Genomic DNA, 14,703 nt, shown 5'->3' with positions numbered 1-14,703 from the left:
CACACATATGCGTGAGGGACACTTAACCACTGCGTCTTGCCGCGAGCATGGCACCCCACCCGGCAGGGCTGGGCGGCTGGGCCGGACGCGCGTGCATTTGAAGCGATGCAGTCTCGAAGCAATGAAGCTGATCATGGAGGAGCAGGACGTGGAGTTCGACGTCACCATCGAGATCCCCAAGGGTTCGCGGAACAAGTACGAGGTGGACCACGAGACCGGCCGGATCCGTCTGGACCGTCGCCTCTTCACCTCGACCAGCTACCCGGCCGACTACGGCTTCGTCGAGAACACCCTCGGCGAGGACGGCGACCCGCTGGACGCGCTGGTCATCCTTGACGAGCCGACGTTCCCGGGCTGCCTGATCAAGTGCCGCGCCATCGGCATGTTCCGCATGACGGACGAGGCGGGCGGCGACGACAAGCTGCTGTGCGTGCCGGCCTCCGACCCGCGTGTCGAGCACCTGCGCGACATCCACCACGTGTCCGAGTTCGACCGCCTGGAGATCCAGCACTTCTTCGAGGTCTACAAGGACCTGGAGCCGGGCAAGTCGGTCGAGGGTGCGGACTGGGTCGGCCGCGCCGAGGCCGAGGCCGAGATCGAGGCCTCGTACAAGCGCCTCGAGGCCCAGGGCGGCCACCACTGAGCTCGCGCTCGGCGGTAACGGGCCGGGGGACTCCCCCGCGCCCCCTGTGACATTGCGGGCGGTACCCCTCCGGGGGTGCCGCCCGTTGTCGCGTCCGGGACCGGAGTGCATCTGGGCGGGCTGGGGTACGCGGGGGAGGAAACGGTTCCGCATACTGGTAGCGCGGGTGATCACGGACTGGAGGGCGCGTGGCGGAAGCCGATGGGGTGGAGGACCGGAAGCCCCAGTCCGACGAGGCGCGGAGCGCCTTCACTCCGCCGCCCGGGATGGAGCCGGAGGCGCCCGAGGAGGATCAGCCCACCTCGGAATTCGCCCTTCCGCCGGGCACCGGGACGGTGCACCCCGAGCCCGGGGGATCGGCCTTCGCCACCCCGGCCACCTACAGCGCCGCGCACTCCCCGCCCGCCTACACCCCCGGCCAGGGGTTCCCCGTCCCCGGCCTGACGGAGTCCCCCTGGCAGGACCGGATGCGCACCATGCTGCGCATGCCGGTCGACGTACGGCCGGTCCCCGACCTGGTGCAGCGGCAGACCGAGGCCGGGCCCTCCGTGGGCCGCGTGCTCGACCTGACCCTGCGCATCGGCGAGCTGCTGCTCGCGGGCGGCGAGGGCGCCGAGGACGTGGAGGCCGCCATGTTCGCGGTGACCCGCTCCTACGGGCTGGACCGCTGCGAGCCGACCGTCACCTTCACCCTGCTGTCGATCACCCACCAGCCCTCGCTGGTGGACCACCCGGTCTCGGCGAACCGGACCGTGCGCCGGCGCGGCACCGACTACAACCGGCTCTCGGCCGTCTACCGGCTGGTGGACGACATCAGCGCCCACGAGATCGACGTCTCGCTGGAGGAGGCCTACCGGCGCCTCGCCGAGATCCGCCGCAACCGCCACCCGTACCCCGGCTGGATGCTCACCTCCGCCGCCGGGCTGCTCGCCGGGGCGGCCTCCACCCTGGTCGGCGGCGGGGTCCTGGTGTTCTTCGCGGCGGTGCTCGGGGCGGTGCTCGGCGACCGGCTGGCGTGGCTGTGCGCCGGGCGCGGGCTGCCGGAGTTCTACCAGTTCGTGGTCGCCGCGATGCCGCCCGCCGCGATCGGGGTGGCGCTGAACATGACGGGGATCGACGTCAAGGCCTCCGCCGTGATCACCGGCGGGCTCTTCGCCCTGCTGCCCGGGCGGGCCCTGGTCGCGGCGGTGCAGGACGGCCTGACCGGCTTCTACATCACCGCCTCCGCCCGGCTGCTGGAGGTCATGTACCTCTTCATCGGCATCATCATGGGCGTGCTGGTCGTGCTGTACCTCGGCCTGCAGTTCGACGCCTCCCCGCGGCCGGAGGAGGTCCTGCAGATCCAGCAGCGGCCGCCGCTGCAGATCGCGGCCTCGATGGTGCTGGTCTTCACCTTCGCGATCCTGCTCCAGCAGGAGCGCTCCACCGTGTGGATCGTGACCCTGAACGGCGGGGTCGCCTGGGTGACCTTCGGAGCCCTGCACTACGCGGGCGGCATCCCGCCCGTGCCCTCCACCGCCATCGCCGCCGGGCTGGTGGGCCTGTTCGGGCAGCTCTTCTCCCGCTACCGCTTCGCCTCCGCCCTGCCGTACACGACCGCGGCCATCGGGCCGCTGCTGCCCGGCTCGGCGACGTACTACGGGCTGCTGCTGATCGCCGAGGACCGGCTGAACGAGGGCCTCGGCTCACTGGTGAACGCCGCGGCCATCGCCCTCGCCATCGCGATCGGGGTCAACCTGGGGTCGGAGACCTCGCGGCTGTTCATGCGCATCCCGGGGGCGGCCAGCGCCGCCAAGCGCCGCGCGGCGAAGCGGACCCGCGGCTTCTGAGGGGCACGAGAACGCCCCGGCGGCCCTTGCGGGGCCTCCGGGGCGTTCGTGTGCCGTTCGGGCCGTACGGGCCAACAGGCGGGCCTCAGCGCTTCGCGTGGCGGCGGCGCTGGCCCTGGGCCTGGGAGCCGTCGGCCTCGAAGGGCTCGGCGGCGGCGTTCGCCTTCTCCTTGCGGGCCTTGAGGACCTCGAAGATCACAGGGATGAGCGAGATGAGGACGATCAGGACCAGGATCGCCTCGATGTTGGTCTTGATGAGGTCGATCTGGCCGAGCCAGTAGCCCGCGATCGTGATGCCCGCGCCCCAGCCGATGCCGCCGATGACGTTGTACGTCAGGAAGGTGCGGTACTTCATCGAGCCGGCGCCCGCGACCATCGGCGCGAAGGTGCGGATGATCGGCACGAAGCGGGCGAGCACGATGGCCTTCGGGCCGTGCTTGGCCATGAACTCGTGCGCCTTGTCGAGGTTCTCCCGCTTGAAGACCTTCGACTTCGGCCGGTTGAAGAGCTTCGGGCCGAAGAACTTGCCGATCAGGTAGCCGACCTGGTCACCGATGATCGCGGCGGCCACGATGAGGGTGCAGACCAGCCACAGCGGCTGCTTGATGTACTCGCCGTTGGCGACCAGCAGACCTGCCGTGAACAGCAGCGAGTCGCCGGGCAGGAACGCGAAGAGTCCCGATTCCGCGAAGACGATGACCAGGATGCCGACCAGTCCGAAATGCGAAATCAGATAGTCCGGGGACAGCCACTCAGGGCCGAGCGCAAGCGTGTACACGGTTTCCGGACTCTCCTGGATCGGGGGGCATGCTGCGGAGCGGGCGGTCTCAATTATCAACGCACACGACCCCCACCCGGTTCCAGAGCCGGGAGGGGGTCGCATGAGTGACGATTCGGCTACGCCTTGCGCACCGCGTTGGCCATGATCGCGTCCCGCAGGTGCGCGGCGAGACCGGGCCGCATCGTGTCGTAGAACGCCGTGAACCGCTCGTCCGCCACGTACATCTCACCGAGGCACGTGTGCATCTCGTACGGGCAGTCGTAGTACCAGGTGGAGATGTGCCGCCGGTGCTCCTCGGCCAGGTCCATCGCGCGCTCGCCGTCGGCGGGCTCGCCGGCCTCCATCAGCGCCGCGTAGCGGACGCCCCAGTCGGCGCCCTCCTCCTGGATCCGCATCCAGTCGTCCTTGGTGTACGAGGCGGCCCGCCGCTGCGACTCCGCGTAGGCCTCGGTGCCGCCCCAGCGACGCTCCGCCTCCTCCGCGTACTGCTCGGGGTCCTTGTCCCCGAAGACCTCGAACCTCTCCTCGGGCGTGAGGTTGATGCCCATCTTCTTCGCCTCCATGGCGTTCTCAACGGCCTTGGCCATCTGCTGGAGCCGGGCGATCCGGTCGGTCAGCAGGGCATGCTGCCGGCGCAGATGCTCCTGCGGATCCGATTCCGGGTCGTCCAGCAGGACCGCGACCTCGTCGAGGGGGAAGCCGAGCTCCCGGTAGAACAGGATCCGCTGCAGCCGGTCCAGGTCGGCGTCGTCGTACCGCCGGTGACCTGCGTGGCTGCGGTCGCTCGGGGAGAGCAGACCGATCTCGTCGTAGTGGTGCAGGGTGCGCACCGTGACTCCGGCGAATCCGGCGACCTGGCCCACGGAGTAGCCCATCGCTTCCGCTCCTCTCGGTTGGGTACGCCCTTCACTGTGGGTCCTCACGCCACGTGAGGTGCAAGCCCCGGGCTACGGGCCGTCTAGCCCATGGCCTTGGTGCCGTCGATGGATTCGCGGACGATGTCCGCGTGGCCCGCGTGCCGGGCGAACTCCTCCACCAGGTGCAGGAGCATCCAGCGCATCGAGACCTTGGCGTCCTTCGGGAACCAGGGCGCCGGCGGGAGCGGGAAGACCTGGTCCAGGCTCGGGACCCCGGTGATGAAGTCCGCCGTCTGCCGCGCCACGTCCTCCCAGAAGGCCAGGACGGACGGGATGCTCTCGCCCTCGATCAGCCGGAAGCCGTCCTCCCAGTTCCGCTCCCCCTGGTACCGCTCGTTCGGCTTCTGCTGCGCCATCCGCAGCCAGTTCAGCTCGACCTCGGCGGCATGCTTGACCAGGCCCGACAGGGACAGCTCGCTGGCGCTGGGGCGGCTCGCGGCCTGCTCCTCGGTCAGCCCCAGCAGGGACTCGCGGAGCGCCGTCCGCTGGGACTCGACGAAGGAGAGGAGCGTGCCGCGCTCGTCACCGAGGACCTCCATGGAAACCTGAGCCATTGCCGATCGCCTACTTCCGCTGGGTACCGCTGCCTTCTGACAAGAACCACGCTACGGAGCATTGAGGTCAGGACCCGTCCTAAATGGGACTCAGTTGGGCGCGTCCTCCCCGTCCGGGCGGAGAGCGGGGAGGGCGGAGGCGGGCTGCGGCAGCAGGGCCTTGGAGAGGTCCTGCTTGCCCGTCGGGTCGAGCCCGTACATCGACTCGTAGATCTTGCGGACGGCCGGCCCCGACGCGCCGGAGCCGGTGCCGCCCTGGGAGATCGTCATGACGATCGCGTAGTCGTCGGTGTACGAGGCGAACCACGAGGTGGTCTGCTTGCCCTGGACCTCGGCGGTGCCCGTCTTGGCGTGCATCGGGATCTGCTTCTGCGGCCAGCCGCCGAAGCGCCAGGCGGCGCTGCCGTTGGTGGCCACACCGGCGAGGGCCTCGTCGATGTCGTCGCGGGTCTTCTCGTCCATCGGCAGCTTGCCCTGCACCTTCGGCGCGATCTCCCGGACGGACGTGCCGTCGGCGCTCACCACTGCCTTGCCGATGCTGGGCTCGTGGAGCGTGCCGCCGTTGGCGATGGCCGCGTACACGGAGGCCATCTGGATCGGCGTGACGAGCGTGTCGCCCTGGCCGATCGAGTAGTTGATGGCGTCGCCCTCACGCATCTGGTTGCCCTGGCGGCAGTTCTCGTAGGCGATCTTCTCGGCGAAGGTGCCGTTCTTCTTTCCGTCCCGGCACCAGGCCGCCTTGTTCGCCTCGAAGAAGTCCTGCTTCCACTTGCGGTCGGGGATCCGGCCGCTCACCTCGTTCGGCAGGTCGATGCCGGTGGGCTTGCCCAGCCCGAATTCGTGGGCGGTCTTGAAGAACCAGTCGTTCGGCGTCTTCTTCGGGTTGATGCCGCCGTCCTTCTTCCACTCCTGGTCCGCGATGGAGTAGTAGACGGTGTCGCAGGAGACCTCCAGGGCCCGGCCGATGGTGATGTCGCCGTGGCCCTGCGACTCGAAGTTCGTGAAGGTCTGGCTGCCCACCGAGTACGAGCTGGGGCAGGGGTAGCGGTTGTTGAACGGGTACCCGGCGTTGACCGCGGCGGTCGAGGAGACCACCTTGAAGATCGAGCCCGGGGCCGCCTGGGCCTGGATCGCCCGGTTCAGCAGCGGGTAGTTCGACTCCTTGTCGGTGAGCGCGGCGTAGTCCTTGGCGGAGATGCCGCCGACCCAGGCGTTCGGGTCGTAGGTCGGGTTCGAGGCCATCGCGACGACGCGGCCGGTCTTGGTCTCCATGACGACGACGGCGCCCGCGTCCGCCTCGTAGTTCCGGCGGGTGTTCTTGTCGTACGTCTTGCGGGCCTCGATCATCGCGTTGTTCAGCTCGCGCTCGGCGACCGCCTGCACGCGGGAGTCGATCGAGGTCACGATGTTCGAGCCGGGCAGCGCCTTGTCGGTCTGGCCCTGGCCCGTGACCCGGCCGAGGTTGTCCACCTCGTAGCGGGTGATGCCCGCCTTGCCGCGCAGCTCCTTGTCGTACGTGCGCTCCAGGCCGGAGCGGCCGACCTGGTCGGAGCGCAGGTAGGGGGAGTCGGAGTTCTTCGCCTTGGCGATCTCCTCGTCCGTGACCGGCGAGAGGTAGCCGAGCACCTGGGAGGTGTTGGCCCCGTCCGGCCCGGCGTAGCGGCGCATGGCGGTGGGCTCGGCGGTGATGCCGGGGAAGTCCTCGGCGTGCTCGTGGATCTGCAGCGCCTGCTCGGTGGTGGCCTCGGCGCTGACCGGGATCGGCTGGTACGGGGAGCCGTTCCAGCAGGGCTGCTTGGTCTTGGCGTCGCAGAGCCGGACCTTGTCGGTGACTTCCTTCGGGTCCATGCCGAGGACGCCGGCGAGGCGCGTGAGGACGTCCTTGCCCTTGTCCTTCATCGCGAGCAGCTCGGTGCGGCTGGCGGAGACCACGAGGTGGGTCTGGCTGTCGGCGAGCGGGACCCCGCGCGAGTCGAGGATCGAGCCGCGGACGGCGGGCTGGACCACGCGCTGGACGTGGTTGTTCTTCGCCTCGTCGGTGTACTCCTGGCCATTGCGTATCTGGAGGTACCAGAGGCGCCCGCCCAGCGTGAGCAGGAGCGAGAAGACCACGATCTGGATGACGACGAGCCGGTTCTGGACCCGAGGGGTCCGGCCGGTCTCGGGTATGTTGCTCAACTTGCTCTCCCCCGGGCGGCGCCGCGTACGCCCGGCCGAGTCTAGGGGGTGGCCTGTCGGTCAGGCCGGACCAGGGAGCAGCGGCTGGTGCCGTGTATCGCAAGGCCGAGTAGGGAGTCGACGCGGTGGGGGCACCTCCAGCGGTAGCCGGGGGACGTCGGCGACCGACGAGAACGCGGCGAGGCGCGGCACCAGACGCCGCGAACCCGGCCTGACCGACAGGCCACCCCCTGAAGCGACCGGCGACTAGAACGGGAAGCGCGTCCGGCCGTGCTGGACGGAGATCCACTTCTGCGTGGTGAAGGCCTCGATGGTGGCCTCGCCGTTGAGGCGGCCCAGGCCCGAGGCCTTCTCGCCGCCGAAGGCGGCCAGCGGCTCGTCCCCGATGGTGGAGTCGTTGACGTGGATCATCCCCGTCTCGATCCGCTGCGCGAAGCGGACGCCTCGCTCCACGTCCCGGGTGTGCACGGCGCCGCTGAGCCCGTACGGGGTCGCGTTGGTCAGCCGTACGGCCTCGTCCTCGCCGTCGAAGACCACCAGCAGCGCCACCGGGCCGAAGATCTCCTGGCCCAGCAGCGGGGAGTCCTCGGGCAGACCGGTCAGGACGGTCGGCTCGACGAGGTTGCCGCGCGTAGACCCCCGTACGAGTGCGTGCGCGCCGGATTCCACGGCTTGGTCCACCAGTGCGGTCAGGGCGTCGGCCTGGAAGGAGTTGATCAGCGGGCCGATGTGGGTGTCGGCCTCGTGCGGGTCGCCCGTCTTCAGCGTCCGCACGCGGGCGACGAACTTCTCGGTGAACTCCTCGGCGACGGAGGCGTCGACCAGGATCCGGTTGGCGGCCATACAGACCTGGCCCTGGTAGACGAAGCGGCTGAAGACGGCCGCGTCCACCGCGTAGTCGAGGTCGGCGTCGTCGAGGACGACGAGCGCGCTGTTGCCGCTGAGCTCCAGGACCGTGCGCTTGAAGTGGCGGGCGGCGACCGCCCCGACGTGCCGGCCGACCCGGTCCGAGCCCGCGAAGGAGATGACCTTGGGGACGGGGTGGGTCAGGAGCGCGTCGCCTATCTCGGCTATGTCGGTGACCAGGACGTTGAGCAGGCCGGCCGGCAGTCCCGCGTCCTCGAAGATCTTGGCGATGACCCCGCCGCCGACCACGGGTGCGTTCTGGTTGGGCTTGATCACCACCGCGTTGCCCAGCGCCAGCGCCGGGGCGACCGACTTCAGGGTGACCAGGAAGGGGAAGTTGAACGGGCTGATCACGGTGATCACGCCGACCGGGAGGCGCTGGACCCGGTTCTCCTTGCCCTCGACCGGCGAGACCAGGATGCGGCCCTCGGGGCGGACGGCCAGCTGGATCGCCTCGCGCAGGAACTCCTGGGCGAGGTAGACCTCGTACTCGGCCTTGGGACGGGTCCCGCCGAGCTCGTCGATCATCGCCTCGATGATCTCCTTCTCGCGCTCCTCGGTGATCCGCAGGGCGCGCTCCAGGACCGCGCGTCTGCTGTACGGGCTGGTGGCGGCCCATTCCCGCTGTGCGCGCTCGGCTCCGCGATAGGCCTGGTCCACCTGCTCGACGGTGGCCACGGTGATGGCGGCGAGCTTCTCCCCGTCGTACGGGTTGACGTCGATGATGTCCCACGAACCGTTGCCGGCCAGCCATTCACCGTCGATGTACTGGTGAGCGAGATCGCTGAATATGGACATGCCATCCCTTACTGCGAGCGCGCACCCGTGCGCTGCACCGGAGACCGATCGGTCCTCAAGCACTGATCAGACGTCATACTACGTGCGAATCAAGACAGTTGGAGCAGGCCACGAAGAAGATCCCGGGTCCGGTCCGCGTCCGGGCAGTCGGTCTGGAGTCGCTCCATCGCCCGGCTGTACTGCCCCACTTCCTCGTCCTTGTCCAGGTAGAGGGCACTGGTGAGCTGTTCCAGATAGACGATGTCCTGGAGGTCCGACTCGGGGAAACGCAGCAAGGTGAAGGCTCCGCTTTCGCCCGCGTGGCCGCCGAAGGAGAAGGGCATCACCTGGAGCTGCACGTTGGGGCGCTGGGAGACCTCGATGAGGTGCTCCAGCTGGCCCCGCATGACGTCGCGGTCGCCGTACGGACGGCGCAGCGCGGCCTCGTCGAGGACGGCGTGGAAGACCGGCGCGTTCTCGGAGACGAGGACCTTCTGCCGCTCCAGGCGCAGCGCGACGCGGCGGTCGATCTCGGCGGCGGTGGCTCCGGGCATGCCGCGCTTGACGACGGCGTGGGCGTAGGCCTCGGTCTGCAACAGGCCGTGGACGAACTGGACTTCGTAGATCCGGATGAGCGAGGCGGCGCCCTCCAGACCGATGTACGTCTGGAACCACCCGGGCAGCACGTCGCCGTAACTGTGCCACCAGCCGGTCGCGTTGGCCTCCCGGACCAGTCCCAGCAGGGACTCGCGCTCGGCGGTGTCCGTTACTCCATAGAGCGTGAGGAGGTCCTCCACGTCCCTGGCCTTGAAGCTCACCCTTCCCAACTCCAAGCGGCTGATCTTCGATTCGGATGCGCGGATCGAGTAGCCGGCCGCCTCACGGGTGATGCCGCGGGATTCTCGGAGTCGCCTGAGCTGTGAGCCCAGGAGGATGCGGCGCACCACAGAACCGCTCGCTTCTGCGGCCACTAGTACTGCCCTCCCCATCGCAATGGCGTGCGCGTGGTGTGTGCGCGTCCAGGGACCCCCGTACCCCAGGGCCGCAGTCTGCCACCAAAACGCATCGGTCCGTACTCGTTCTGTAACGGAATCCTGGCTCCCAGAAAAGAAGTCCGTCAGCATGCGTAGGAAGAAATGAGCAAGAACCATCACGGGAGTGGACAGGTCCGGCGCGTGCACGTGCATCTGCCCTTGCATCCGGCTCCGCCATTCGGAACGATGGTCCCCGCGCACCTGCGTGCACTTCGCGCCGGCGCCGCGGACCCACCCCGCAGTTCTTTCTGGACGGAGTTGACCGCTCCGCCCGCGAATCCCGGGAGTGCCTCGCATGGGGACGAATGGATCGACCATGCTCGAGCCGTTACGGCAGGGGCTTCCCCCGGTCGACCCCACGGCCGTCTCCGGGTCCGCCTCCTGCGCTCTGCCCGCACGGCTCGAAGCGGTGCGGGGCGCCCGCTCCTTCTGCCGGTCGACACTGACCCAGTGGGGTCTCGAAGAACGCTTCGACGACGTGTCGCTGGTCGTCTCCGAGCTCGTCACCAACGCGCTTCGCCATGCCCTGCCTGAGGAATCGCGGGGTCCGGGCGGTGAGTCGGAGCCGCCGGTACGGCTGCACCTGATGCGGTGGAGCACCCGGCTGGTGTGCGCGGTGCGCGATCCCAGCGAGGACCGGCCCGGGGGTTCCTTCTCCCCCGAGCGGACGGCGGAGAACTTCGACCTGGAGTCCGGGCGCGGGCTGTTCCTGGTGGACGCGTACAGCGACAGCTGGGGATGGCACCCGCTCGCGGGACGGCTGACCGGCAAGGTGGTCTGGGCGCTCTTCCTGCTCCCGGACCGGCAGGACTGAACGGCCGCTCCAGCAGCCGATTCACACAGGTGAATCACGACAACTGGCCGGGACTGATCGCAATGATCATTCCCGGCCAGTGCACGTGCACGGCTTGATTGGGTGCGCTGTTCCGTCAGCCGATCAGGTGATCGAACTCGCCGTCCTTGACGCCCAGGAGCAGGGCCTCTATCTCCGCCGGCGTATAGACGAGCGCCGGACCGTCCGGAAAGCGTGAATTGCGCATGGCGACGTCGCCGCCGGGCAGCTTCGCGAACTCCACGCAGGATCCCTGCGAGTTGCTGTGTCTGCTCTTCTGCCACGTCAGCTCAAACAAGGAAGCGAGTTCTGCAGCTGCCATCCCGTTGTACGCGTGGTCCACAGGAAGCCCCCGATAGTGCAGATGTCAACTGCACTGGATCATAGCTGTGTTCACAAGCGCATGCATGGGCAGATGCACGTGCACGCGGGGTACTTCCCTGATCACAGATACGGATCATCCTTACGGGCGAAGGGCGTTCGACACCTCGTCCAGCGAGTCCAGGAGCTGCTCGGCGGCCCCGCGGAGCACCCCCGCCCCGGGCACGTCCCACTCCGTCACTACCGCCCCGACCTCGTCCCACCGCGGGACCCTGCGCTCGCGCACCGCCTTCGCGCCCGCCTCGGTGGCGGTGCGCAGCGCGCCTGCCAGCTCGGCCGCGCCGGGCACCGGCGGGTGCGCACGGTCCGGGAGATGGGCCTCCAGGAGCATCACGCACCGGCCCAGCCCGGCCAGGGCGTCGCCCGCGTCGTCGGCGGCGGCCCGCGACAGCCCCCGGTGCCGCACCGGCTCCCCGGCGGCCCGGTCGAGCGCGTCCTGCCAGGCCACCCGGGCGTCGCGGACGGCCAGCAGCGCCTCGCGGACGTCGGCGCGCCGGGCCCCGGCCGGGTCGGCGTACTGGGCGAGCACGGCGGCCCCGTACCGCCCCGAGGCGGCGAGCCAGTCGGCGAGGCGGGTCCGCAGCCGCGGGGTCTCCCAGGCCGGGTAGACGGCGTAGCCGATCATCGCGAGCAGTCCGCCGAGCAGCGTGAGGGCCACCCGGTCGGGCACGGTCTGGTCCCAGCGGGCGCCGCCCATGCCGAGCAGGAAGACGACGTAGGCGGAGACGAAGACCTGCGCGACGGCGTACCCGGTCCGCATCAGGCCGTACATCAGGCCCGCGCTCACCACGGCGAGGAAGCCCGACAGGTACGACCCCGGCTGCGTCAGCTGCACGATCCCGGTGGCGACGGCGACCCCGACGAGGGTGCCGGCGAAGCGGGCGACGGCCCGCGAATACGTCTGGGAGAAGTCCGGCCGCATGACCATCACGGAGGCCATCGGAGCCCAGTAGGCGTGCCCGAACGGCAGCGCCTGGCCGATGAGGGAGCCCGCGCAGACCACGGCGGTCAGGCGCACGGCGTGCCGCAGGACCGGTGACCCGGGGCGCAGTTCGGCGCGTACGGCCTTCCACCCCAGCGGCACCAGCCCCGGCAGGGTGGGCCGCAGCATCGACTCCCCGGGATCGGCGGTGCGCCCGGATCCCGGCTCGGCCGTCTCCAGTACGTCGTCCAGGAGGGCGGCGAGCCGGCGCGCGGCCCGCAGCGGCGCGCCGGTGAGCAGATCCGCCGTGTCGGGGGACTTCAGGACCGCCAGGTCCGGTGCGGGGAGGCGGACGGGATCCCCGTGCCGGATCGCGTCCGCGGCGGCGTCCAGGACCGCCCCGGCGGCGGCGAGCAGTTCGCGCACCCGGTCCCGCGCCGGGCCCGCGGCGGGTGCGCCGACGGCCGGATCGGCGAGAGAGGCCAGCACCGGCCGGATCCTCTCCGCGAGCCCCCGCGCCCCGTGCAGCTCGGCCGGACGCCGCCGGGCCTGGCGCACGGTCACGGTGGCGGCGTCCCGGGCCTTCATCAGCGGCTGCGGATCGAAGGGCGCGACGGGGTCCTGCCGCAGCCGGCGGGCGTAGTCGGCCTCGGCGGCGAGGGCGTCGGCGAGGGCGTCGCGGTGGGCGCCCCAGCGGCGGACGGGGAAGAGCACGATGAGCAGCGCCTGCACCATCCCGCCGGCGGCGATCATCGCGGCCTGTCCGGCGGCCTGCGGCACGGAGGTCGGCAGGGTGACGGTCACCAGCATGATCGCGACGTTCCCGGAGGCGATGATCCCGGCGGTGGGCCCTGCCGCCCACATCATCCCGGCCGCGAAGGCCCAGGCGGCCAGCAGCGCCAGGAAGAGGCCGGTGTGGGAAGACCCGACGGCGTAGCCGACGAAGGTGGACACGGCCAGGGTCAGCCCGGAGGCGAGGGCGAGGTCGGGCCGCGGACGCCAGCTCTTCTGGAGGGTCGCGATGGCGGCCATGAAGGCCCCGAAGGCGGAGCTGACCGCCGCGCCGGGCCCCGACAGGGCGAGCCCGGCCCCGATGACGACGGCGAGCCCCACGGCCGCGCGCAGGGCGAGGAGGGGCTCCAGCGGGGTCCGCTCGACCGTCATGCCCGACCGGGCGGTGTCCTTCAGCGCCCGGAGCCAGCTCATGGGGCCGAGCGTATCCGTTTTGCCCCGGTGCGCCGCGTTCGCCCCTGTGGGTACGGAGTGCGGGTGCGGGGTGCGGGATGGCTACGCCGCCACCGGGGGCGGGGCGCCCCGGTTACCTCGGCAGCGGTTTGCTCCGGCCGCCCACGTGCGCGGCGTCCGCGGCCGCCGTGCCGTCCTCCCAGCCCGCGAGATCGGTCGCCCCGCGCAGCCGGGTCGTCGTGGTCTGCGGGAACATCTCCTCCGCCCGCGAGGTGACGGCGACGTCGCGGGCCACTAGGGCGGGCAGGTTGTCGGGAGCCTCGCTCACCGCGTGCTCGGCGGTCTCGGCGAGCCGCCGCCCGAGCCGGCTGGCGTACGCGAGCAGGAAGGACTGCCGGAACGTCTTGGTCCGCTTGCGTCCCCCGGCGCGCTGCGCGGCCTCCGCCCGGGTCATCGCCGCCGTGCCCTGCACGAGCAGCGAGGTGTACAGCAGCTCCACCGCCTCCAGGTCGCTCTCGAAGCCGACCACCGTCGAGAACTCGAAGCCGCTGTTCCACACCGCCCGGCAGCGGTTGGCGGTGGCCACCGCGTCGAGCAGTACCGCCTTGGCTTCCTCGTACGGCGGCTCCACCCCGATCCGGCAGGCCCCCGGGACCTGCGCGGGAGCCCCGCCGCGCGCCGCCAGCAGCGCCTCGTCCACGGTGTGCCGGGCCATCAGCTCCTGGGCCTTGGCGCTCAGCGCCTCCGCCTCCTCCGGAAAGGTGGTGGCCTCGGCCTTCGCCAGCAGCGCCCGGATGCGGCCGAGCATCCGCGGCTCGATGTGGGCGTGTTCGGCGAGGGCGTCCGCCGGGTCACCGGGCAGCGGGCCCACCGGTTCGATCGAGGGCAGCCGCACCAGCAGCCGGAACACCTCCAGGAAGGCGGTGGCCAGCGTGAACCGGTCCGCCTTCTCGCGGCGCGCGAGCTGGTCGGCGTACTCCCCGTCGCTCGTCCACCACACCTCGGCCTCGCTCCACCGCTGCGGGAGACGGGCGTACCTGCGCGCTTCGGCGGCGATCAGGTCCCCGGTGATCCTCAGGTGCCGCTCTTCGAGGTCCCGGCGGACCAGCCGGAGCACGTCGGCCGGCTGCCAGCCCCGCTCCCAGCCCTGCCGTACGTACGCCTCCCCGCGCGCCAGCAGCTCCCGCCCGACCGCGCCCCACCGCGCCGGCTCGGCGGCGAGCAGCGAGGCCCCGGTGTCCAGCCCGGTGTCGTCCTGGGCGTAGAGGGCGGCGGCGAAGGCTCGGTCGACGGTCTCGGCAAGGTCTCTCACACCCCTCAGCTTGGCATGTCCGCCTTCGCGTCCCATTCCCGGCGGGCGGCCTCGATCCGCGGGCGGTGCGCGAGCGACCACTCGGCGAGGCCCTTGACCAGGACGGTCAGGCTGTGGCCGAGCTCGGTCAGCTCGTACTCGACCTGCGGGGGCACCGTGGGGTGCACGGTCCGGGTGACCAGGCCGTCGCGCTCCAGCCGGCGCACGGTGAGGGTGAGCATCCGCTGCGAGACGCCGTCGACCGCGCGCTGGAGTTCCTTGAACCGGTGGACCCCGGCCGCGAGCTGGACGACGACGAGGACGGACCACTTGTCGCCGAGCCGGTCGAGGACGTCGCGGATGCCGCAGTCGTCGTCGCAGCTCACCACGGGGGTGGTTATCGCCGTGTGCCCTGGTGACATGAAAGTGCCTCCTTACGCTCCGTGCGCCGGTGCGCACACGATGTCCGTGTA

At 70.6% G+C, this 14,703-nt stretch carries 12 protein-coding genes and 1 pseudogene; 3 read left to right on the top strand and 10 right to left on the bottom strand.

Annotation, left to right across the window (positions count from 1 at the left end; genetic code table 11):
- The first annotated feature begins 148 nt into the window (after positions 1-148).
- Together OG737_RS16490 and OG737_RS16485 are read left to right on the top strand one after the other, a co-directional pair.
- Complete coding sequence (locus OG737_RS16490) at positions 149-643, top strand: inorganic diphosphatase (RefSeq protein ID WP_215011464.1); 495 nt, start codon at positions 149-151, stop codon at positions 641-643.
- A gap of 188 nt (positions 644-831) precedes the next feature.
- Positions 832-2,472, top strand: coding sequence for a threonine/serine exporter ThrE family protein (locus tag OG737_RS16485; protein WP_405921700.1), 1,641 nt, complete (start codon positions 832-834; stop codon positions 2,470-2,472).
- Positions 2,473-2,617: 145 nt separating this feature from the next.
- Here the strand turns inward: OG737_RS16485 and OG737_RS16480 are convergent.
- From OG737_RS16480 to OG737_RS16455, 6 genes and pseudogenes are all read right to left on the bottom strand, one after another.
- A pseudogene (locus tag OG737_RS16480) lies at positions 2,618-3,250 on the bottom strand (VTT domain-containing protein); the annotation flags it as partial.
- Between the two features lie 119 nt (positions 3,251-3,369).
- Positions 3,370-4,128, bottom strand: coding sequence for a MerR family transcriptional regulator (locus tag OG737_RS16475; RefSeq protein WP_328926912.1), 759 nt, complete (start codon positions 4,126-4,128; stop codon positions 3,370-3,372).
- A gap of 83 nt (positions 4,129-4,211) precedes the next feature.
- A complete protein-coding gene (locus tag OG737_RS16470; RefSeq protein WP_328926911.1) occupies positions 4,212-4,724 on the bottom strand; it encodes a DinB family protein in 513 nt (170 codons plus the stop codon).
- Between the two features lie 90 nt (positions 4,725-4,814).
- Positions 4,815-6,902, bottom strand: coding sequence for a penicillin-binding protein 2 (gene mrdA, locus OG737_RS16465; protein WP_328926910.1), 2,088 nt, complete (start codon positions 6,900-6,902; stop codon positions 4,815-4,817).
- A gap of 246 nt (positions 6,903-7,148) precedes the next feature.
- Positions 7,149-8,606 carry an aldehyde dehydrogenase family protein gene (locus OG737_RS16460; RefSeq protein ID WP_405679149.1) on the bottom strand — a complete coding sequence of 486 codons (1,458 nt, stop codon included), beginning with the start codon at positions 8,604-8,606 and terminating at the stop codon, positions 7,149-7,151.
- 89 nt (positions 8,607-8,695) lie between these two features.
- Positions 8,696-9,574, bottom strand: coding sequence for a helix-turn-helix transcriptional regulator (locus tag OG737_RS16455; RefSeq protein ID WP_328926908.1), 879 nt, complete (start codon positions 9,572-9,574; stop codon positions 8,696-8,698).
- 340 nt (positions 9,575-9,914) lie between these two features.
- On the opposite strand from OG737_RS16455, the gene OG737_RS16450 reads away from it, so the two are divergent.
- Positions 9,915-10,433 (top strand): ATP-binding protein, encoded by a 519-nt coding sequence (locus OG737_RS16450; RefSeq protein ID WP_405679151.1) that lies wholly within the window; start codon positions 9,915-9,917, stop codon positions 10,431-10,433.
- Between the two features lie 115 nt (positions 10,434-10,548).
- On the opposite strand, the gene OG737_RS16445 is transcribed toward OG737_RS16450, so the two are convergent.
- From OG737_RS16445 to OG737_RS16430, 4 genes are all read right to left on the bottom strand, one after another.
- A complete protein-coding gene (locus OG737_RS16445) occupies positions 10,549-10,794 on the bottom strand; it encodes a DUF397 domain-containing protein (RefSeq protein ID WP_030656519.1) in 246 nt (81 codons plus the stop codon).
- Between the two features lie 120 nt (positions 10,795-10,914).
- Positions 10,915-12,960 (bottom strand): FUSC family protein, encoded by a 2,046-nt coding sequence (locus OG737_RS16440; RefSeq protein WP_405921699.1) that lies wholly within the window; start codon positions 12,958-12,960, stop codon positions 10,915-10,917.
- Positions 12,961-13,072: 112 nt separating this feature from the next.
- Positions 13,073-14,287, bottom strand: coding sequence for a DUF2786 domain-containing protein (locus OG737_RS16435; protein ID WP_405679155.1), 1,215 nt, complete (start codon positions 14,285-14,287; stop codon positions 13,073-13,075).
- Positions 14,257-14,652 (bottom strand): helix-turn-helix domain-containing protein, encoded by a 396-nt coding sequence (locus tag OG737_RS16430; protein WP_328926904.1) that lies wholly within the window; start codon positions 14,650-14,652, stop codon positions 14,257-14,259. Before OG737_RS16430 ends, OG737_RS16435 begins: the two co-directional genes overlap by 31 nt.
- Positions 14,653-14,703 lie beyond the last annotated feature (51 nt).

The organism is Streptomyces sp. NBC_00122 (assembly GCF_045160845.1).
Taxonomy (GTDB): domain Bacteria; phylum Actinomycetota; class Actinomycetes; order Streptomycetales; family Streptomycetaceae; genus Streptomyces.
This window is presented reverse-complemented; position numbering and strand designations above follow the sequence as displayed.